General features: G+C 71.8%; 23 protein-coding genes. 4 read left to right on the forward strand and 19 right to left on the reverse strand.

The window, feature by feature from the left end; all coding sequences use genetic code 11:
* The first annotated feature begins 2 nt into the window (after positions 1-2).
* Entirely contained in the window at positions 3-1,058 is a 1,056-nt protein-coding gene (locus ACIQLL_RS00565) for an LLM class F420-dependent oxidoreductase (protein ID WP_402461809.1), read from the forward strand.
* 84 nt (positions 1,059-1,142) lie between these two features.
* Here ACIQLL_RS00565 and ACIQLL_RS00570 read toward each other — a convergent pair whose 3' ends face one another.
* Both ACIQLL_RS00570 and glmS read right to left on the reverse strand, forming a co-directional pair.
* Positions 1,143-1,493: a holo-ACP synthase gene (locus ACIQLL_RS00570; protein WP_402461812.1), complete on the reverse strand. Its 351-nt coding sequence runs from the start codon at positions 1,491-1,493 to the stop codon at positions 1,143-1,145.
* A gap of 13 nt (positions 1,494-1,506) precedes the next feature.
* Positions 1,507-3,405 (reverse strand): glutamine--fructose-6-phosphate transaminase (isomerizing), encoded by a 1,899-nt coding sequence (glmS, locus tag ACIQLL_RS00575; RefSeq protein WP_402461814.1) that lies wholly within the window; start codon positions 3,403-3,405, stop codon positions 1,507-1,509.
* Positions 3,406-3,554: 149 nt separating this feature from the next.
* Here glmS and coaA point away from each other — a divergent pair, with 149 nt between their 5' ends.
* Positions 3,555-4,514, forward strand: coding sequence for a type I pantothenate kinase (gene coaA, locus ACIQLL_RS00580; RefSeq protein ID WP_402464582.1), 960 nt, complete (start codon positions 3,555-3,557; stop codon positions 4,512-4,514).
* Here coaA and ACIQLL_RS00585 read toward each other — a convergent pair.
* From ACIQLL_RS00585 to rplM, 5 genes are all read right to left on the reverse strand, one after another.
* Positions 4,500-5,189: a DedA family protein gene (locus ACIQLL_RS00585; RefSeq protein ID WP_402461817.1), complete on the reverse strand. Its 690-nt coding sequence runs from the start codon at positions 5,187-5,189 to the stop codon at positions 4,500-4,502. The two genes, coaA and ACIQLL_RS00585, sit on opposite strands and share 15 nt — an antisense overlap.
* A 177-nt stretch (positions 5,190-5,366) precedes the next feature.
* A complete protein-coding gene (locus ACIQLL_RS00590) occupies positions 5,367-6,068 on the reverse strand; it encodes a peptide deformylase (RefSeq protein WP_402461820.1) in 702 nt (233 codons plus the stop codon).
* Positions 6,065-7,426 (reverse strand): phosphoglucosamine mutase, encoded by a 1,362-nt coding sequence (glmM, locus tag ACIQLL_RS00595; RefSeq protein WP_402464584.1) that lies wholly within the window; start codon positions 7,424-7,426, stop codon positions 6,065-6,067. Before glmM ends, ACIQLL_RS00590 begins: the two co-directional genes overlap by 4 nt.
* A gap of 139 nt (positions 7,427-7,565) precedes the next feature.
* On the reverse strand, positions 7,566-8,054 hold the full coding sequence (gene rpsI / locus ACIQLL_RS00600; RefSeq protein WP_402461823.1) for a 30S ribosomal protein S9: 489 nt from the start codon (positions 8,052-8,054) through the stop codon (positions 7,566-7,568).
* Positions 8,055-8,086: 32 nt separating this feature from the next.
* The gene (gene rplM / locus ACIQLL_RS00605; RefSeq protein ID WP_402461826.1) at positions 8,087-8,536 is read right to left on the reverse strand and encodes a 50S ribosomal protein L13; all 450 of its coding nucleotides are present in this window, start codon (positions 8,534-8,536) and stop codon (positions 8,087-8,089) included.
* A 268-nt stretch (positions 8,537-8,804) separates the two neighbouring features.
* Here rplM and ACIQLL_RS00610 point away from each other — a divergent pair, with 268 nt between their 5' ends.
* The gene (locus ACIQLL_RS00610; RefSeq protein ID WP_402461829.1) at positions 8,805-9,218 is read left to right on the forward strand and encodes a DUF5709 domain-containing protein; all 414 of its coding nucleotides are present in this window, start codon (positions 8,805-8,807) and stop codon (positions 9,216-9,218) included.
* Positions 9,219-9,266: 48 nt separating this feature from the next.
* On the opposite strand, the gene truA is transcribed toward ACIQLL_RS00610, so the two are convergent.
* Positions 9,267-10,190 carry a tRNA pseudouridine(38-40) synthase TruA gene (truA, locus tag ACIQLL_RS00615; RefSeq protein WP_402461831.1) on the reverse strand — a complete coding sequence of 308 codons (924 nt, stop codon included), beginning with the start codon at positions 10,188-10,190 and terminating at the stop codon, positions 9,267-9,269.
* 28 nt (positions 10,191-10,218) lie between these two features.
* Here truA and ACIQLL_RS00620 point away from each other — a divergent pair, with 28 nt between their 5' ends.
* Complete coding sequence (locus tag ACIQLL_RS00620; RefSeq protein WP_402461834.1) at positions 10,219-10,977, forward strand: ROK family protein; 759 nt, start codon at positions 10,219-10,221, stop codon at positions 10,975-10,977.
* Between the two features lie 4 nt (positions 10,978-10,981).
* Here the strand turns inward: ACIQLL_RS00620 and ACIQLL_RS00625 are convergent, their stop codons facing one another.
* The 11 genes from ACIQLL_RS00625 to rplO all read right to left on the reverse strand — a co-directional run bounded on the left by ACIQLL_RS00625 (position 10,982) and on the right by rplO (position 18,996).
* Positions 10,982-11,731, reverse strand: a complete 750-nt coding sequence (locus ACIQLL_RS00625; protein ID WP_402461837.1) for an alpha/beta fold hydrolase — start codon at positions 11,729-11,731, stop codon at positions 10,982-10,984.
* Between the two features lie 78 nt (positions 11,732-11,809).
* Positions 11,810-12,352, reverse strand: a complete 543-nt coding sequence (gene rplQ, locus ACIQLL_RS00630) for a 50S ribosomal protein L17 (RefSeq protein WP_402461840.1) — start codon at positions 12,350-12,352, stop codon at positions 11,810-11,812.
* Positions 12,353-12,428: 76 nt separating this feature from the next.
* Complete coding sequence (locus tag ACIQLL_RS00635; RefSeq protein WP_402461842.1) at positions 12,429-13,445, reverse strand: DNA-directed RNA polymerase subunit alpha; 1,017 nt, start codon at positions 13,443-13,445, stop codon at positions 12,429-12,431.
* A 199-nt stretch (positions 13,446-13,644) separates the two neighbouring features.
* Positions 13,645-14,049 (reverse strand): 30S ribosomal protein S11, encoded by a 405-nt coding sequence (gene rpsK / locus ACIQLL_RS00640; protein WP_402461844.1) that lies wholly within the window; start codon positions 14,047-14,049, stop codon positions 13,645-13,647.
* Positions 14,050-14,129: 80 nt separating this feature from the next.
* Entirely contained in the window at positions 14,130-14,504 is a 375-nt protein-coding gene (gene rpsM, locus ACIQLL_RS00645) for a 30S ribosomal protein S13 (protein ID WP_402461847.1), read from the reverse strand.
* Positions 14,505-14,669: 165 nt separating this feature from the next.
* A complete protein-coding gene (gene rpmJ / locus ACIQLL_RS00650; protein WP_088289657.1) occupies positions 14,670-14,783 on the reverse strand; it encodes a 50S ribosomal protein L36 in 114 nt (37 codons plus the stop codon).
* A gap of 79 nt (positions 14,784-14,862) precedes the next feature.
* Complete coding sequence (gene infA, locus ACIQLL_RS00655; protein WP_012877432.1) at positions 14,863-15,084, reverse strand: translation initiation factor IF-1; 222 nt, start codon at positions 15,082-15,084, stop codon at positions 14,863-14,865.
* A gap of 258 nt (positions 15,085-15,342) precedes the next feature.
* On the reverse strand, positions 15,343-16,239 hold the full coding sequence (gene map / locus ACIQLL_RS00660; RefSeq protein WP_402461850.1) for a type I methionyl aminopeptidase: 897 nt from the start codon (positions 16,237-16,239) through the stop codon (positions 15,343-15,345).
* 14 nt (positions 16,240-16,253) lie between these two features.
* Entirely contained in the window at positions 16,254-16,811 is a 558-nt protein-coding gene (locus ACIQLL_RS00665) for an adenylate kinase (RefSeq protein ID WP_402464586.1), read from the reverse strand.
* Between the two features lie 80 nt (positions 16,812-16,891).
* The gene (secY, locus tag ACIQLL_RS00670; protein ID WP_402461853.1) at positions 16,892-18,190 is read right to left on the reverse strand and encodes a preprotein translocase subunit SecY; all 1,299 of its coding nucleotides are present in this window, start codon (positions 18,188-18,190) and stop codon (positions 16,892-16,894) included.
* A 335-nt stretch (positions 18,191-18,525) separates the two neighbouring features.
* Complete coding sequence (gene rplO / locus ACIQLL_RS00675; protein ID WP_402461856.1) at positions 18,526-18,996, reverse strand: 50S ribosomal protein L15; 471 nt, start codon at positions 18,994-18,996, stop codon at positions 18,526-18,528.

Below are 18,996 nucleotides of genomic sequence, written 5' to 3' on the forward strand. Positions count from 1 at the left end.
CCATGCGATTCGGACTGTTCATCCCGCAAGGCTGGCGCATGTCCCTCACGGACGTCCCGCCGGAGCAGCACTGGGAGACGATGCTCTCCCTCCTGCACTACGCCGACAACGCGGCGGCCGGCGAGGCCGTCCCCGGCGGCGAGTGGGCCTGGGAGTCGGTGTGGGTCTACGACCACTTCCACACCGTCCCCGTGCCGAGCACCGAGGCCACGCACGAGGCCTGGTCGCTGATGGCGGCGTTCGCGGCGGCCTCGCAGCGCGTGCGGCTGGGGCAGATGTGCACGTGCATGGCCTACCGCGAGCCCACCTACCTGGCCAAGGTCGCCTCCACGGTGGATGCGATCTCCGGCGGCCGCGTCGAGATGGGCATCGGGGCCGGCTGGTACGAGCACGAGTGGCGGGCCTACGGCTACGGCTTCCCCCGTGCGGGCGAGCGACTGCGCGCCCTGGACGAGGGCGTGCAGATCATGGAGCGCATGTGGCGCACCGGGTCCTCCGGCACGTTCGACGGTCAGCGGTACCAGGTCGACGGCGCGCTGTGCTACCCGCAGCCGTTGCAGCAGCTCCCCGTGGGCGACGGCGGGGCGGAGGTGCCGAGCATCCCGCTGTGGATCGCCGGTGGCGGGGAGAAGAAGACCCTGCGCATCGCCGCGCAGCACGCCCAGTACACGAACTTCTCCGGCACCCCCGAGGAGTTCGACCACAAGTCGCGCATCCTCGAGCAGCACTGCGCCGACGTCGGGCGTGACTTCGGCGAGATCACGCGGTCGGCCAACTACAACGTGGTAATCGGCGAGAACCAGGCCGAGATCGACGACAAGCTGGCCTGGGTCGACGCCCACTTCGCGAAGTACGCACCCGGCGAGCAGGGGCACCGCGAGAGCTCGCTGTGGCGGCACGGGCTCATGGTGGGCACGCCCGAGCAGCTCGTGGAGAAGCTCACCGAGATGAAGTCCCGCGGCATGACGTACGCGATCACCTACTTCGCGGACGCCGCACGCGACCGGGACCAGATCGAGCTCTTCCAGCGGCAGGTCATCCCCGAGCTCCAGGACTGACCCCACCCCTGGTCCCCGAGCACGCCGTGGGGCCCGTCAGCGTGACCGGACGGGCCCCACGGCGTGCTCGGGGACGAGAGGGGATCAGCCCTCGGCGACGACCATCGCGGAGGAGATCCCGGCGTCGTGGGAGATCGAGAGGTGCCAGTGCGCCACGCCGAGCTCCTCGGCACGAGCGAGCACGGTGCCGCGCAGCTCGACCTGCGGCGGGCCGCCCACGATCCGGTGCACCGTCGCGTCGTGCCAGTGCATGTTCCCCGGGGCACCCAGCGCCTTGGCGATGGCTTCCTTGGCCGCGAACCGGGCGGCGAGCGACGACGGCGGCAGGTCGCGCTCTGCCTCCGTGAACAGCTTCTCCCGCAGCCGCGGCGTCCGCTCGAGCGTCGCCATGAACCGGTCGACGTCGACGACGTCGATCCCCACCCCGATGATCACGTGGTCACCGGCCTCACTCGACCGTGACGGACTTCGCCAGGTTGCGCGGCTGGTCGACGTCCAGCCCCTTGGCCGTGGCCAGGGCCATCGCGAAGATCTGCAGCGGGACGACGGCGAGCAGCGGCTGCATCAGCGTGGGGGCGCGCGGGATCCAGAAGACCTCGTCGGCGTGCTTGAGCACCTCGTCGTCGCCGTCCTCGGCGATCACCAGCGTGCGAGCGCCGCGCGCCCGGATCTCCTGGATGTTCGAGACCACCTTGGAGTGCAGCTGGTCGCGGCCGTGCGGGGACGGCACGACGACGAAGACCGGCTGCCCGGCGTCGACCAGGGCGATGGGTCCGTGCTTGAGCTCGCCGGCCGCGAACCCCTCGGCGTGGATGTAGGCGAGCTCCTTGAGCTTGAGCGCCCCCTCCATCGCCACGGGGTAGCCGACGTGCCGGCCGAGGAACAGCACCTTGTCGGCCGCGGACATGGACCGGGCGGTGGCCCGCACGTACTCGCCGCGCTCGATGACGGTCTGCACCTTGCGCGACATGTTCCGCAGCTCGTCGAAGAGGAGCGCGACCTCGTCGGGAAACTTGTTCCCCCGCAGCTGGGCCAGGTAGAGGCCCAGGATGTAGGCGGCCGTGATCTGGGCGAGGAAGGCCTTGGTCGAGGCGACGGCGATCTCGGGCCCGGCGTGGGTGTACAGCACGGCGTCGGACTCGCGCGGGATCGTGGACCCGTTGGTGTTGACGATCGCCACGACCTTGGCGCCCTGCTCCCGCGCGTGGCGCACGGCCATGAGGGTGTCCATGGTCTCGCCGGACTGGGAGATCGCCACCACCAGGGTGCGCTCGTCGACGATCGGGTCGCGGTAGCGGAACTCGTGGGCCAGCTCGACCTCGACGGGGATGCGGCACCAGTGCTCGATCGCGTACTTGGCCACGTGCCCCGCGTACGCGGCGGTGCCGCAGGCGATGACGATGATCTTGTCGACGCTGCGCAGCACGGACTCGTCGATGCGCAGGTCGTCCAGCACGATCCGCCCCGAGGCGTCGGTGCGGCCCAGCAGGGTGTCGGCCACCGCCTGCGGCTGGTCGTGGATCTCCTTGTCCATGAACGAGTCGAACCCGCCCTTCTCGGCGGCCGCGGCGTCCCAGTCCACGGTGAACCGCTTGCCCTCGGCGGGGCGGCCGGCGAAGTCCGTCACCGCGACGGCACCGGGGGTGATCGTCACCACCTGGTCCTGGGCGAGCTCCAGGGCCTCCTTGGTGTAGGCGACGAACGCCGCGACGTCGGACCCCAGGAAGTTCTCGCCCTCGCCCAGGCCCACGACCAGCGGGGAGTCGTGGCGGGCGCCGACGACCGTCTCGGGGGCGTCGGCGTGGACGGCCAGCAGCGTGAACGTGCCCTCGAGCGCACGGGCCGTGGCGGCCATCGCGGCGGTGAGGTCCCCGGCCGCGCGGTACTCGCGTGCCAGGAGCTGCGCGGCGACCTCCGTGTCGGTGTCGGACAGGAAGGAGACGCCGTCTCGCTCCAGCCCCTCGCGCAGCTCCCCGTAGTTCTCGATGATGCCGTTGTGGATCACGGCGAGGCGTCCGTCGTCCGCCAGGTGCGGATGGGCGTTGACGTCGGTCGGGCCGCCGTGCGTGGCCCAGCGGGTGTGCCCGACGGCGGCCGTCGCGGCCGGCAGGGGCGTCGCCTCGATCTCGGCGACGAGGTTCGCCAGCTTGCCCGCCTTCTTCGCGGAGGCCGCGGTGTCCCGGCCGGGACCGACCAGCGCGACACCGGCCGAGTCGTAGCCGCGGTACTCGAGCCGCTTGAGGCCTCCGAGGACCACCTCGAGGGGACGCTCCGAGGAGGCCGGCAGACCGGTCCCGCCCTGCCCCTCGGCACGAACCGAACCGGTGTATCCCACGATGCCGCACATGCGCGGGAGTCTACCCGCGGGCGTCCGGGAGCCCGTCCGGCCCGGTGGGGCGGATTGCGCCCTGCCCCCGGGACTCGGGCAGAATCGGCCAGGTGACCTCGACGAGCTCGCCCCACCCCGTACCCGGCGGCCCCGTGCCGCCGCACCCGTTGAGCGAGCACCTGTCCCGCTTCGCGCCGGCGTCGCCGTACGTGGACTTCGACCGCGCCACCTGGAGCCGGCTGTCGGAGCAGACGCCGCTGCCCCTGACGGACGAGGACGTCACCCGACTGCGCGGCCTGGGCGACCCGATCGACCTGGCGGAGGTGGACGCCGTCTACCGTCCGCTGTCGCGCCTGCTGAACCTGTACGTCACGGCGACGGCCGGGCTGCACCAGGCCACCTCGACGTTCCTGGGCGAGGATCCGCCCCGCACCCCGTTCGTCATCGGTGTCGCGGGTTCGGTGGCCGTCGGCAAGTCGACGACGGCGCGGCTGCTGCGCGAGATGATGGCCCGCTGGCCGGAGACGCCCCACGTCGAGCTGATCACGACCGACGGCTTCCTCTACCCGAACGCCGAGCTCGACCGCCGCGGGCTCATGGAGCGCAAGGGGTTCCCCGAGTCCTACGACCGCCGCGCGCTCATCCGGTTCCTGTCGAGGATCAAGGCCGGCCAGGCGGAGGTCCGCGCCCCGGTCTACTCGCACGTGGTGTACGACATCGTGCCGGACGCGGAGACGGTGGTGCACAAGCCGGACGTGCTCATCGTGGAGGGCCTGAACGTGCTGCAGCCGGCGCGCCCGTCGGCCTCCGACGGCTCCACCGTGGCCGTCAACGACTTCTTCGACTTCTCGATCTACGTCGACGCCCGCACGCGCAACATCCGCCAGTGGTACGTGGACCGCTTCCTCAAGCTGCGGCGGACGGCGTTCAGCCGGCCCGAGTCGTACTTCCGCCGCTACGCGGAGCTGTCCGACGCCGAGGCGACGCAGCGCGCGCTGAGCATCTGGGAGTCCATCAACGCGGTGAACCTGGAGCAGAACGTCCTGCCGACCCGCGGCCGCGCCACCCTGGTGATGACCAAGGGCGCCGACCACTCGGTGCAGCGGCTGCGGCTACGCAAGCTCTGAGGGCTCGGACTCCGGCGCGGTCGCCACGGGAGCGGCCTCGCGCATCTCGTCGAGCACCTCCTCGCGCGGGGTGAACCTCTGCACCACACGGTCCACGATCAGCCCGAGCAGACCGCCACCCACGACCCCGACGACCATCGCGAGCAGCGGGTCGTGTCCCAGCACCTCGGCGGCCGCGATCCCGATCAGCGTCGAGTACCCCGCCCACAGCACGGCCGCGACCCCGGAGAAGGTCATGAACCGCCGTTGCGGGTAGCCGAGCGCACCGGCGGTCATGTTGACCGCCACGCGACCCACCGGGACGTAGCGTGCCGCGATGATGAAGGCGGCACCGCGCCGCGCCAGCGCCCGGCGCGCCCAGGAGACGGTCTTGCGACCCCGTGCGCTGCGCATCCCCGCGAGGCGCTCAGTGCCGTACCGCCGTCCGATGAGGTAGGCCACCTGGTCACCCGACCAGGCTCCGACGGCCGCGACGGGCACGACGAGCCACAGCCACGGCAGGCCGGTCGCCTGGGCCGAGATCACGAGCGTGACGAGCACCGACTCGCTCGGGATCGGCGGGAAGAACCCGTCCACGAACGCCGAGACGAACATGGCCGGGTAGATCCACAGGGACGCGGCCATCTCGAGGATCCATCCCTCGAGCTGCTCCAGAAAGGCGGTGACGGCCGGCACGCGGTTCCTCGTTCGTCGGCCGGGCACGGCCCGGCGGCGGGCGGCACCGATCGGTGCCGTGCACCAGCGTAGAGGCCGGGTGGCTCCCGCGGCATCGGGGATGTCCCGGGGTGTCCCCTGAACGACGAACGTTCACAGCGGATTCACACCCGGCGCACGACGGCGCCACCGGAGAGGTCAGGGCAGGTCGAAACCGAGACCCTCGGCGGCGGGCGCCGGATCGGGTCCAGTGGCCCAGTACCGGGCGAGGTTGTCGTCGGAGGTCAGCGAGCGTGGCTCGGCGGAGTCGAGGTAGAGGCGCCCACCCAGGTGGTCCGTCTCGTGCTGGACGATGCGCGCGGGCCAGCCCGTCAGCACCTCGTCCACCGCGGAGCCCGTCTCGTCCCGGGCGACGAGCCGCACCGCCCGGGGGCGCGCCACCACGGCCTGCCAGCCGCGCACGGACAGGCATCCCTCGAAGTAGGCGACGCGCGCCGGAGCGGCACCGTCGGCTCCGAGCCCGCCGGTCGTCCCGCCGTCGGGCAGCGCCTCGTAACGAGGGTTGACCAGCACGCGGAACGGCAACGGGGTGCGCTCGCGTTCGTCCCCCGGCACCCCGGCGTCCTCGCAGACGGCGATCGCGAGCCCGATGCCGATCTGCGGAGCGGCCAACCCGACCCCGGGGGCCGCGTGCATGGTGCGGCGCATCGTCTCCAGCAGGCGGCCGAGCTGGTCGCCGAGCTGTCCGTCGTAGACGGCGGCCGGACGGCGGAGCACCGGGTCTCCGGCCTGCACGATCGGCAGCACCCCCGGTCGGTCCGGGTGCGCCCAGGCGATGTCGAGCAGCTCGGAGACCGACTCGACGAGCGCGGGGACCGGCTGCCCCGTCCAACCGGTCACAGCGCGAGCTGCTCCCGCACGACGGCGGCGAGGGTCTCGGCGACGCCGTCCGCCTGCGTCTGGGACGCCGCCTCGACCATGACGCGGACCACCGGCTCCGTGCCGGACGGGCGCAGGAGCACCCGCCCGGTCTCGCCGAGGAGCGACTCGGCGTGGGCGACGGCGGCGAGCAGGACCTCGTCGTCGTCCGCGCGACCCTTGTCGACGCCCTTGACGTTGACGAGGGTCTGCGGCAGGCGCGGGATCTCGTCGGCGAGGTCGGCCAGCCGACGCCCGGTGGCCTTGACGCGGGCGGCCAGGTGCAGGGCCGTCAGCACGCCGTCGCCCGTGGTGGCGTGCTCGGCGAGGATGATGTGCCCCGACTGCTCGCCCCCGAGCCCGTAGCCGCCGGACCGCATCTCCTCCAGCACGTAGCGGTCGCCCACGGCGGTCTGCAGCGTGGCGATCCCGGAGTCCTTCATGGCCAGCAGCAGGCCGAGGTTGCTCATCACGGTGACCACGAGCGTGTCACCGGGCAGCCGACCCTCGTCACGCAACGACCGCGCCAGGATGCCGAGGATCTGGTCGCCGTCCACCAGCACCCCGCCGTGGTCGACGGCGAGGCAGCGGTCGGCGTCGCCGTCGAACGCCACGCCGAAGTCCGCCTCCGCGGCCACGACGACGGCCTGCAGCTGCTCCGGGTGGGTGGAACCCGCCTTCTCGTTGATGTTGCGCCCGTCGGGGCTGGCGTTGATGACGACGACGTCGGCGCCGGCCTCACGCAGCGCCTCCGGGCCGACCTGGCTCGCCGCGCCGTTGGCGGCGTCGACGGCGATCCGCAACCCGTCGAGCGGCCGGTGGTCCGGCGTCGTGCCGACGCTGGCCGTCAGGTGCTGGACGTACTGCTGGGCGGCGATGCCGGAGTCGGACCGGATCCGGCCGACCTCGGCGCCGACCGGGCGCGTCCGCTCGGCACCGAGGTTCGCCGCGATCTCGTCCTCGACCCGGTCGTCGAGCTTGAGGCCGCCACGCGTGAAGAACTTGATGCCGTTGTCGGGCATCGGGTTGTGCGAGGCGGAGACCATGACGCCCAGGTCGGCCTGCATCGCGCTGACGAGGTGCGCGAGCGCCGGGGTGGGCACCACGCCCAGGTCCACGACGTCGACTCCCGAGCTCGCGAGGCCGGCCGTGACGGCGGCCGACAGGAACTCGCCGGAGGCGCGGGGGTCGCGCCCGATGACGGCCTTGGGCCGGTGGCCGGTGTCGGTCCGGGCGGCCAGCACGTGCGCGGCGGCGCTGCCGAGGTCGAGCGCGAGCTCGACCGTCACGTCACGGTTCGCCAGACCTCGGACACCGTCGGTGCCGAACAGTCGTCCCATCGCCTCGTCCTTCCTCGGTGACACTCGCTCGATCGTAGTGCGCCCCGGCCACGGCCGGTGACGGGGTACCCGACCGGCGCCGGAGATGCGGACGGCCCCGCCGGCAGGTGCCGACGGGGCCGTGCGCGGAAGCGACGGATCAGCGCTTCGAGTACTGCGGAGCCTTGCGGGCCTTCTTGAGACCGGCCTTCTTGCTCTCCACGGCGCGGGCGTCGCGCGTGAGGAAGCCGGCCTTCTTCAGGGCCGCACGGTTCGCGTCGCGGTCGATCGCGTCGAGCGCGCGCGAGATGCCCAGGCGCAGCGCGCCGGCCTGCCCGGACGGGCCGCCACCCGAGATGCGGGCGACGACGTCGAAGCGGCCCTCGACCTCGACCAGCTTCAGCGGGTCGTTGACGAGCTGCTGGTGCACCTTGTTCGGGAAGTAGTCCTCGAGGGTGCGGCCGTTGATCTTCCACTGGCCGGTGCCGGGGACGAGACGCACGCGCGCCACGGCCTCCTTGCGGCGACCCAGGGCCTGGCCCGGGGCAGTGATGGACTGACCGCCGTTGGCCACGGGGGCAGCGGTCTCGGTGGTGTAGTTGCTGGGCGTGTTCTCGTCCAGCTCGGTGTCGACGGTGGTGTCAGCCACGGTGTTTCCTTCGCTCGGCATCGGGCAGCGGCTCAGGCCTGCTGCGAAAGCTGGGTGATCTCGAAAGGCTGCGGGGTCTGGGCCGCGTGGGGGTGCTCCGCACCGCGGTAGACCTTCAGCTTCTTGAGCTGCTCGCTCCCGAGCGAGTTCTTGGGAAGCATGCCGCGGACGGCCTTCTCCACGGCCCGCTCCGGGTTCTTCTCCAGGAGCTCGCCGTACGGGACGGCGCGGAGGCCGCCCGGGTAGCCGGAGTGGCGGTAGGCGAGCTTGTCCTCGCGCTTGTTGCCGGAGAGGGCGACCTTGTCCGCGTTGATGACGATGACGAAGTCACCGCCGTCGACGTGCGGCGCGAAGGTCGGCTTGTGCTTCCCGCGCAGGAGCGTGGCGACCTGGCTGGCCAGGCGGCCCAGGACGACGTCGGTCGCGTCGACGACGTACCAGTCACGCTGGATGTCGCCGGGCTTCGGGGTGTACGTACGCACGGTTCGTAACCTTATTTCTGGTCGGTGTCCTCGGGCGAGAAGCGGCGCCCGATGAGTCTGGTGTTGTGCGCGGGGCTCCGATGGCGTCCTGGCCTTGCATCGTCCGACGGTGGGAACGCGGACGGTGCGGGACGCCGGAGGCATAGCACAACGACGGTTCAGTCTAGCGGCAAGGATTCACGCCGGTCAAAGCGACGTCGGTCACGCACCGCGCGGCGCCGCGCACGTCCGTGGTGCGCCGTCGGCGCCCCAGGTGCACGGTAGAGGCATGAGCGAGGACACATCGGCGACACGCCCCGACCCCGAGCGCGGGGCGGAGGGCGACGGCGACCAGCTCCCGGTCGAGGACACGCTCCTCGACCGGGGCACCCGGGACGTGTTGGACGAGGGCTACTCCCCTCCCGAGCGCCCCCGCAGCAACCACTGGGGCGAGACCGCCTGGGAGGAGTCGGCCGGCGAGCCGCTCGACCGGCGGCTCGCCGAGGAGGAGCCCGACCTCTGGGAGGACGGCGCGTCGGACCGCACCGACACCTCACGGGCCGGCCGGCTCGTGGCCGACGCCGACGCCGACCCGAACGAGGACGGCGGCCGGGACAACGACCTGTACGGGACGGACGCCGGCGTCGACGGCGCCGGCGCGACGGCGGAGGAGGCCGCCGTGCACTGGGTCGAGGAGCCCTGACCCCGGCCGGGCACGCGGACCGGGGTGGAGCTCGCGAGAGGGGTGCCCCTACCCCGCGGGCCGGGGGTCGACCTCCTCGGGCGACCGGCGGGCCCTGATCCGCGCGGCCCGGGCCGCGAGCTCGTCGTCGGCCGGGTAGTCGACGCTCTCGAGCGTCAGCCCGCGTGCGGGGGCGACGGCGGCCGCCGCGGACCGGTCACGACCGACCAGGACGCGCTGCGCCTCGTCGGTGCCGACGCGCCCCTCCCCCACAGCGAGCGACATCCCCACCAGGGCCCGCACCATCGAGTGGCAGAACGCGTCGGCGACGACGGTGGCCACCACCAGCCCGGCGTCCGGACCGTCGGCCGGACGCTCCCAGGTGAACCGGGTCAGCTCCCGGATCGTCGTCGCCCCCTCGCGGGGACGGCAGTAGGCGGCGAAGTCGTGCAGGCCGAGCAGCGGCCGCGCGGCCGCCTCCATGGCCGTCGTGTCCAGCCGGCGGCGGTGCCACAGCACCCACTCGCGCGTCAGCGGGTCGCGCAGCCCGTGGTCGTCCGCGATCCGGTACCGGTAGGTGCGCGCCGCCGCGGAGAACCGGGCGTCGAACCCGGCCGGCGCCTCGGCGGCCCCGTGCACGACGACGTCGGGCGGCAGCACGCCCGCCAGGCGGTCCACGAGCGCCCGGCCGGGGCTCCGGTCCGACCGGCCGGGCATGGCCGCCCACCGCGCGGCGGGCAGGTCGACGTGCGCCACCTGCCCGCGGGCGTGCACGCCCGCGTCCGTGCGCCCCGCCACCGTCAACCGGGGCCACGGCAGGCCGAGGGGCTCGCTGCGCACGATCGTGGCCAGCGCGTCCTCGAGCACGCCCTGCACCGTCCGCAGACGCGGTTGCGCCGCCCACCCCGCGAAGTGCGTGCCCGCGTAGGCGAGGTCGAGGCGTACGCGGACGGTGCCGCCGTCGGACGTCGGTGCCGGTGTCGTCGCGCTCACCGGTCCATTGTCCCTGGAAGATGGGGGCGTGACCGAACAGCTGACCCTCGCCGTCGACTGCGGCGGCAGCGGCATCAAGGCGAACGTGCTCGACGACGCCGGGACCGCGCACGCTCCCGCGCTGCGGGTCCCGACGCCGTACCCTCTGCCGCCCGAGCTCCTCGTGGACACGATCGCCGAGATCGCGACCCGGCTCCCGGGAGCGCACCGCGCCACGGTGGGCATGCCGGGGATGATCCGCCACGGCGTCGTCGTGCACACCCCGCACTACGTCACGCGCTCCGGACCCCGCAGCCGTGTCGACCCCGAGCTCGCCGAGCGCTGGCGGAGCACGGACATCCGCGCCGCGCTGCAGGCCAGGCTCGGGATGCCCACGCTCGTGCTCAACGACGCCGAGGTGCACGGCGCGGGTGTGATCTCCTCCTCCGGCGTCGAGCTCGTCCTCACGCTGGGCACCGGGCTGGGCGCGGCGATGTTCGACGGCGGACGTCTCGCCCCGCACCTGGAGTGGTCCCGCGCCCCCGTGCGGCGCGGCACCTCCTACGACACCTACCTGGGCGAGCCCGAACGCCGGCGGCTCGGTGACGGCCTCTGGTCGCGCCGTGTCGTCGCCGTCGTCGACGGGCTACGCCCTGTGTTCTGGTGGGACCGGCTCTACCTGGGTGGGGGCAACGCCCGGCGGCTCAGCCCGACGGCGCTGCACCGGCTCGGGGAGGACACCGTGATCGTGCCCAACTCCGCCGCCCTGGTGGGCGGCGTCCGGGCGTGGGACCTGCCGCTGCCCTGACCGTTCAGCGGGATCCGACGGCGGCACCGGCCGCCCGGCCGGCGGACACGGCGGCGTGGGCCTCCAGGACCGCACGGGTGAACGCGACCGGTGCGTCCAGGCTGACCAGGTGCCTCGCGCGGGGCACGACGACGATGCGGGCGTCCGCACCACCGGACCGGGCCGCCGCGAGCATCGAGCGCTCATGACCACGGAAGTGGTCCCACTGGCCGTTGACCAGCCGCACCGGGCTGTCGGACGCGGCGAGCGCCGCCCGGGCGTCGACCTGCGCCATCGCCTCCAGGATGTCGCCCATCGCGTCGAGGGCGAACCCGCCGGCGGCCAGGTCGTGGACCGAGTCGGCGTCGAGCGTGGACCGCACCAGCGCCTCGTTGAGGCGAGCCCCGCTGTCCGGCCATCGCTCGATCCGCCGGGCGATCCGCAACCAGGCCGCCCGCAGCGGCGTGTCGGGGCTCGTGCAGCAGGAGGCCGCCACCAGCCCGGCGCACTGCTCGGGATGCCGGGCACGGTGCTCGATCGCGACGTAGCCGCCCAGCGACAGTCCCACCACCAGGGCGCGGCCGCCGACGTCGTCGACGGCCGACCGCACCGCGGCGACGGCGTCGTCGAGACCGAACCGCACGCCGCGGCGGGTGCCATGCCCCGGCAGGTCCGGGGCGAGGGCCGGGATGCCGGCAGCATCGAGCGCGCGCAGCTGGCGGCGCCACATCGTGGCCGACGTGCGCGAGCCGTGCAGGAGCACCACCGGGAGCATGGCCCCACCGTAGGGACGCCGAGGGCCCCGCACCATCGGTGCGGGGCCCTCGGCGTCGTGCGCGGGAGCGGGAAGGACTCAGTCCTCCTTCGTCTCCTCGGTCTTCTCGGCCGGAGCCTCGGTCGCGGCGTCCGCGGTGGACTCCTCGACGGCGGGCTGCTCCTCGGCCGGCTTCTCCTCGGCGGGCTTGGCCTTCTTCGAGGACTTCGCCGACTTCTCGGTGGCCTTGGTCGCCTCGTTCACGACGGCCTGCTTCGGGCTCACCGGCTCGGTCACGAGCTCGATGACCGCCATCGGGGCGTTGTCGCCCTTGCGGTTGCCGACCTTCGTGATGCGGGTGTAGCCGCCGTTGCGCTCGGCCATGGCCGGGGCGATCTCGGTGAACAGCGTGTGCACGACGGACTTGTCGCGCACCACCGTCAGCACCCGGCGACGGGCGTGCAGGTCACCGCGCTTGGCGAAGGTGATCAGGCGCTCGGCCACCGGACGCAGGCGCTTGGCCTTCGTCTCGGTGGTGGTGATGCGGCCGTGCTCGAAGAGCGCCGTCGACAGGTTCGCGAGGATCAGGCGCTCGTGAGCGGGGCTGCCACCGAGCCGCGGACCCTTGGTGGGGGTAGGCATTTCTGGTTCTCCTTGAGGGTGGTTCCGCGCCGCGCGGCCCCGTCATGTCGAGCGGGGCCGCCGCGGGCGCGGTACGTCAGTACTGCTGCTCGTCGGTGTACGCGGCCTCGTCGTCCCCGCCGCCGAAGTACTGCGCGCCGGACGGGTCGAAGTCGAGCGGGGAGTCCTTGAGGGCGAGGCCCAGCTCCGCGAGCTTTTCCTTGACCTCGTTGATCGACTTCGCGCCGAAGTTGCGGATGTCCAGCAGGTCGGCCTCGCTGCGGGCCACGAGCTCGCCGACCTGGTGGATACCCTCACGCTTGAGGCAGTTGTACGACCGGATGGTGAGGTTGAGCTCCTCGATCGGCAGCGCCAGGTCCGCAGCCAGCGCGGAGTCCGTCGGCGACGGGCCGATCTCGATGCCCTCGGCCTCGACGTTGAGCTCCCGGGCGAGGCCGAAGAGCTCGACGAGCGTCTTGCCGGCCGACGCGAGGGCGTCGCGCGGCTCGATGGCCTGCTTGGTCTCCACGTCGACGACGAGCTTGTCGAAGTCCGTGCGCTGCTCGACACGGGTCGCCTCGACCTTGTAGGTGACCTTGAGGACCGGCGAGTAGATCGAGTCCACCGGGATACGGCCGATCTCGGCGTCCGCCGTCTTGTTCTGCGCCGCGGACACGTAGCCACGACCCCGCTCGACGGTGAGCTCGATCTCGAGCTTGCCCTCGTCGTTGAGCGTGGCGATGTGCAGGTCCGTGTTGTGGACCTCGACGCCCGCCGGCGGCACGATGTCCGCCGCGGTCGCCGCACCGGCGCCCTGCTTGCGCAGGTACATCACGACCGGCTCGTCGTTCTCCGAGGAGACCACGAGGTTCTTGATGTTGAGGATGATCTCGGTGACGTCCTCCTTCACCCCCGGCACGGTGGTGAACTCGTGGAGCACACCGTCGATGCGGATGGAGGTGACCGCGGCGCCCGGGATGGACGACAGCAGCGTGCGGCGCAGCGAGTTGCCGAGCGTGTAGCCGAAGCCCGGCTCGAGCGGCTCGATGGAGAAGCGCGAGCGGTACTCCGAGATGACCTCTTCGGTCAGCGTGGGGCGCTGTGCGATGAGCACTGTGTTGGTCCTTTCAGTGTGCGTCCGCCATATGACGCATCACGGATCCGCGTTCTGGCGCGGCCCCGGGCGGGACTCGGTCCACCCGACCCGGGGAGCCTCGACCGCCGGACCCGCGGCACGACGACCGACGGGAGCTGTGCAGGTGCTCCTCGCCGCCGGCGTGCCGCGGTCCCGGCCGGGCCGTGGCCGGGGTGGATCAGACGCGGCGACGCTTCGGGGGGCGGCAGCCGTTGTGCGCCTGGGGGGTGACGTCCTGGATCGAGCCGACCTCGATGCCGGTCGCCTGCAGGGAGCGGATCGCGGTCTCGCGACCGGAACCCGGGCCCTTGACGAAGACGTCGACCTTCTTGACGCCGTGCTCCTGGGCACGGCGCGCGGCCGACTCCGCAGCGAGCTGCGCGGCGTACGGCGTGGACTTGCGGGAGCCCTTGAAGCCGACGTGGCCGGCGGACGCCCACGAGATCACGGCGCCCGACGGGTCGGTGATCGAGACGATCGTGTTGTTGAAGGTGCTCTTGATGTGCGCCTGGCCGTGCGGGACGTTCTTCTTGTCCTTGCGGCGCGGCTTGCGCGCGGCGGTGGCGCGAGTCTTGGGAGGCATGTGTGTTGATACTCCTGGTCTGAGGTCGTCGGACCGGGGCGAAGGTCAGCCGGGCTGACCCGCTCCACGGACTGCTGACGTCAGCGGGCCTTCTTCTTGCCCGCGACGGTGCGCTTCTTGCCCTTGCGGGTACGCGCGTTGGTCTTGGTGCGCTGACCGCGCACCGGCAGCCCGCGACGGTGACGCAGACCCTGGTAGGTACCGATCTCCACCTTGCGGCGGATGTCGGCCGCAACCTCGCGGCGGAGGTCACCCTCGAGCTGGTAGGTACCCTCGAGGTGCTCCCGCAGCGCGACGAGCTCGGCGTCGCCGAGGTCCTTCACGCGCAGGTCCGGGGAGATCCCCGTGGCCGCGACGGTCTGCTCGGCTCGGGTACGCCCGACGCCGTAGATGTAGGTGAGCGCGACCACGACCCGCTTCTCGCGGGGGAGGTCGACGCCGACAAGACGTGCCATGTGCCTTCCGGCTCCCTGTACTTCGTCCAGAGGTCTTCCGCACCGCCTTCCCGCGAGATCGCGGGCCCCGGCCCCTGGACCGAGGGTTCCACCGCTGCGAGGCGGCTTCGTGGTGGTGCGCTGTCCCGTCGTGCCGCTAGGACGACGACGGGGTGGTGCTCGCGATCAGCCCTGGCGCTGCTTGTGGCGCTGGTTCTCGCAGATCACCATGACGCGACCGTGCCGGCGGATCACCTTGCACTTGTCGCAGATCTTCTTGACGCTCGGCTTGACCTTCATCAGTGTTCCTCCGCCACCTCCGAGCCGGTCCAGGACCGGCCGCACGGGCGGCGATGTCGATCGGGTGGGGGGATGACGACTACTTGTAGCGGTAGACGATCCGGCCACGGGACAGGTCGTACGGGCTCAGCTCGACCACCACGCGGTCCTCCGGGAGGATCCTGATGTAGTGCTGCCGCATCTTGCCCGAGATGTGCGCGAGAACCTTGTGCCCGTTGGCCAGCTCCACGCGGAACATCGCGTTCGGCAGGGCCTCGATCACGCTGCCCTCGATCTCGATGACACCGTCCTTCTTTGCCATGTCCTCCGCTAACTCTCGTCTGTGTCTTTCGACGGACTGCTGCCACGCACGAACACCCTGGCCGCGGCCGTGCCACGGAAGAGCGTCGGGGACGTGGATCGCGTGCTTCCGTTCGCCGACCGACGCCCCGGCCCCAGATCGGGAAGGCTCCCCGGACGGGGACCACCAGGACGGGCACACGAACGGACTACACCCGACTGATCATCCTACCCCTTGTGGACCGGACGGCAAACCTGACGTCCGTCACACCGCGTCGGGTCACCCCTCGACGGCCCCGGCGTCGAGGTCCACCGGCCGTACGCCGAACGGCGCCAGACCCGCGGCACCGAGATCGTGCGCGGTCAGCACCGCGATCCCCTCGTCCAGCACCGCCACCGTGTGCTCCCAGTGCGCCGCCCGCGAGCCGTCCACGGTGACCACGGTCCACCCGTCCGCCAGCTCACGCGTGGCGGGGCCACCCCGGGTGATCATCGGCTCCACGGCGAGGCACAACCCGGGGCGGACACGCGGCCCGCGGTCGGACGAGCGGAAGTTGAGCACGTCCGGCGGCTGGTGCATCGCCCTGCCGATGCCGTGGCCCGTGTACTCCTCGACGATCCCGTAGGGCACGCCGCCCAGCGCGGTCGCGGCCTCGACCGAGGCCTCCACCGCGGCACCGACGTCGCCCACCCGCCGGGCAGCGGCGAGCGCGGAGATCCCCGCCCACATCGCCGTGCGGGTCACCCGCGACAGCCGCGCGTCCGCGGGGTCGGCCAGGGCTGCCGTCGGTTCGGCGTCCACGTCCAGCGGCCCGTCCGACCCGAGGACGAACGTGAGCGCCGCGTCCCCGTGCCAGCCGTCGACGATCGCACCGCAGTCGACCGACACGACGTCGCCGGCCAGCAGGATGCGCTCCCCCGGGATGCCGTGCACGACCTCGTCGTCGACCGACGTGCAGATCGTCGCCGGGAACCCGTGGTAACCCAGGAACGACGGCGAGGCCCCGGCCGCCGCGATCGACCGTGCGGCGACGGCGTCCAGGTCGGCCGTCGACAGGCCGGGCCGTGCCGCGCTGCGCACCGCGTCGAGGGCGTCCGCCACGACGAGCCCCGCCCGGCGCATGAGCAGGATCTCCTCGCGGGACTTCAGCTCGACCCGGGGCTGGGAACGGAACACCCTGCGACGACTCCTCAGCCGAGCTGCTGCGCCAGCGCGGCGACGATGCGGTCGGTCACCTCGGAGATGTCACCGATCCCGTCGACCTGGGCCAGCAGACCTCGCTCGGCGTAGGCGGCGGTCAGCGGCGCGGTCTCGGCGTCGTAGATGTCCAGTCGCCGGGCGATCGCGTCCGGGGTGTCGTCCTCGCGGCCCTCGAGCTCGGCACGCCGGGCGATCCGTCCCAGCAGCTCGTCGCGGTCCGCGGTGAGCTCCACCACGCCGTCGAGCTCCCAGCCGAGAGCGTCCAGGATGCCGTCCAGCGCCTCGACCTGGTGGGCGTTGCGCGGATAGCCGTCCAGGAGGAAGCCGGTCTTGACGTCGTCCTCGGCGAGGCGGTCGCGCACCATCGAGTCCGTGACCTCGTCGGGCACGAGCTCACCCTTCGCGGAGTACTCCTGGGCCAGCCGGCCCAGCTCGGTGCCGCCCGCGATGTTGGCGCGGAAGATGTCACCCGTCGAGATCGCGGGAATGCCGAAGACCTCGGCCAGACGGGCCGCCTGCGTGCCCTTGCCCGCGCCCTGGGGGCCCATGATCACCAGGCGGGTCACCCGACCCTCCTCGCTCGGGGAGCCGTGCAGCTCGCGGCGGGTGGTCGGCGTGGTCGACTCGGTCAACGGAGGAACCCTTCGTAGTGTCGCTGCTGGAGCTGGGAGTTGACCTGCTTCACGAACTCCAGGCCGACGCCGACGATGATGAGGATCGACGTGCCGCCGAACGGGATGTTCGTGGTCACACCCAGGAGCACCAGCACCAGCGTCGGGATGAGAGCGACGATGGCGAGGTAGAGCGCACCGGCCGACGTGATGCGGGTGATCACGAAGTCCAGGTACTCGGCCGTGGGCCGGCCGGCGCGGATACCGGGGATGAAGCCCCCGTACTTCTTCATGTTGTCGGCGACCTCGTCCGGGTTGAACGTGATCGACGTGTAGAAGAAGGCGAAGAACACGATCATGAGGACGTACAGCGCGATGTACAGCGGCTGGTCCTGCTGGGCGAGGTTGTTCGAGATCCACACGACCCAGCCGGCCGTCTGGTCGCCGAACTGCGCCAGCAGTGCGGGGATCGCGAGGATCGACGCCGCGAAGATGACCGGGATGACGCCGGCCATGTTGATCTTGATCGGGATGTAGGTGCTCGTGCCGCCGTACATGCGGCGGCCCACCATGCGCTTGGCGTACTGCACGGGAATGCGCCGCTGCGACTGCTCGACGAACACGACCATGCCGATCACCAGGATGATCACGGCGATCATGACGATGAAGTTCAGCGGTCCGTTGGCGCCGCCGGCGATCGACCACAGCGCGGTCGGGAAGCTCGCCACGATCGAGGTGAAGATCAGCAGCGACATGCCGTTGCCGATGCCCTTCTCGGTGATGAGCTCGCCGAGCCACATCACGAGACCGGTACCCGCCGTCATGGTCACCACCATGAGGAACGCGGTCAGGAAGCGGTCGTCGACGACGACGTCGACGTTGCAGCCCGGGAAGAGCAGCCCGGTGCGGGCCGTGGTGATGATCGTGGTGGACTGCAGGATCGCCAGGGCGATGGTCAGGTAACGGGTGTACTGCGTCAGCTTCGCCTGACCCGACTGCCCTTCCTTGTGCAGCGCCTCGAACCGCGGGATCACCACGCGCAGCAGCTGCACGATGATGCTGGCCGTGATGTAGGGCATGATCCCGAGAGCGAAGACCGACAGCTGCAGGAGTGCTCCACCGCTGAAGGTGTTGACCAGTCCCAGGAGCGAGGTCTCGCCCTCCAGCACCGCCACGCACTGCTGGACGTTGCCGTAGTCCACCCCGGGCGTCGGGACGAAGGACCCGACACGGAAGAGCGACATGATCGCGATCGTGAACAGCAGCTTGCGCCGCAGGTCCGGTGTCCGGAAAGCCCGGCCGAATGCGCTGAGCACCTATCCTCCTGACCCGCCGCGGCGGGGGTTCTCGTTCCGCCGGTGTCCCGGCGAGGTATGGCACACGTCCGTCGTGGACGCTGTCCGCGACGTCGGTGGGCCGACTCGGTCGTGGTCCGCCGGCCTGCCCGGCGTCACCGCGCGCTCCGCGTGCGGTGCGGACCGTGACGGATTCTACGTGCCTCGAGGGGTGACCCGGGCCACGTTCGTCGGTCGAACGTAGCAGATACGGGCCACGCGCCCCTCGGACGTCCGGAGTCCCGGACCGCCGTCACCCGGCCCGGGACAGCACACAGGGCCGGCAGCGCGCAGCGCCACCGGCCCCATGTCCGGACTCAGTCCTCGGAGACCGAACCGCCGGCCGCCAGGATCTTGTCCTTGGCGGAGCCGGAGATCGCGTCGACCGCGACGTCCAGCTTGACGGTGATCTCACCCGTGCCGAGCACCTTCACCGGCTGACCCGCACGGACCGCGCCCTTGGCGGCGAGGTCCTCGACGGTGACGGAGCCACCCTCGGGGTACAGCGCGGCGAGCTTGTCCAGGTTCACGACCTGGAACTCGACGCGGAACGGGTTCTTGAAGCCACGCAGCTTCGGCAGGCGCATGTGCAGGGGAACCTGCCCGCCCTCGAAGCCCGCGGGCACCTGGTAGCGAGCCTTCGTACCCTTGGTACCGCGGCCCGCCGTCTTGCCCTTCGACGCCTCACCACGACCCACACGGGTCTTGGCCTTCTTGGCGCCGGGAGCCGGACGCAGGTGGTGGACCTTCAGCGGCTGCGCCGCCTTGTTCTCGGTGCTGTCGGCCAT

Origin of the sequence: Isoptericola aurantiacus, assembly GCF_044769875.1 — a bacterium.
GTDB lineage: Bacteria > Actinomycetota > Actinomycetes > Actinomycetales > Cellulomonadaceae > Isoptericola > Isoptericola aurantiacus.

Bases quoted from the DNA above. Each gene is read 5' to 3' on its own strand.
- ACIQLL_RS00565 (WP_402461809.1), top strand. From the start codon at position 3: ATGCGATTCGGACTGTTCATCCCGCAAGGCTGGCGCATGTCCCTCACG.
- glmS (WP_402461814.1), bottom strand. From the start codon at position 3,405: ATGTGCGGCATCGTGGGATACACCGGTTCGGTTCGTGCCGAGGGGCAG.
- glmM (WP_402464584.1), bottom strand. From the start codon at position 7,426: ATGGGACGACTGTTCGGCACCGACGGTGTCCGAGGTCTGGCGAACCGT.
- ACIQLL_RS00610 (WP_402461829.1), top strand. From the start codon at position 8,805: ATGAGCGAGGACACATCGGCGACACGCCCCGACCCCGAGCGCGGGGCG.
- ACIQLL_RS00625 (WP_402461837.1), bottom strand. From the start codon at position 11,731: ATGCTCCCGGTGGTGCTCCTGCACGGCTCGCGCACGTCGGCCACGATG.
- rplQ (WP_402461840.1), bottom strand. From the start codon at position 12,352: ATGCCTACCCCCACCAAGGGTCCGCGGCTCGGTGGCAGCCCCGCTCAC.
- rpsK (WP_402461844.1), bottom strand. From the start codon at position 14,049: ATGCCTCCCAAGACTCGCGCCACCGCCGCGCGCAAGCCGCGCCGCAAG.
- rpsM (WP_402461847.1), bottom strand. From the start codon at position 14,504: ATGGCACGTCTTGTCGGCGTCGACCTCCCCCGCGAGAAGCGGGTCGTG.
- rpmJ (WP_088289657.1), bottom strand. From the start codon at position 14,783: ATGAAGGTCAAGCCGAGCGTCAAGAAGATCTGCGACAAGTGCAAGGTG.
- infA (WP_012877432.1), bottom strand. From the start codon at position 15,084: ATGGCAAAGAAGGACGGTGTCATCGAGATCGAGGGCAGCGTGATCGAG.
- ACIQLL_RS00665 (WP_402464586.1), bottom strand. From the start codon at position 16,811: ATGGGCCCCCAGGGCGCGGGCAAGGGCACGCAGGCGGCCCGTCTGGCC.
- rplO (WP_402461856.1), bottom strand. From the start codon at position 18,996: ATGGCCGACAGCACCGAGAACAAGGCGGCGCAGCCGCTGAAGGTCCAC.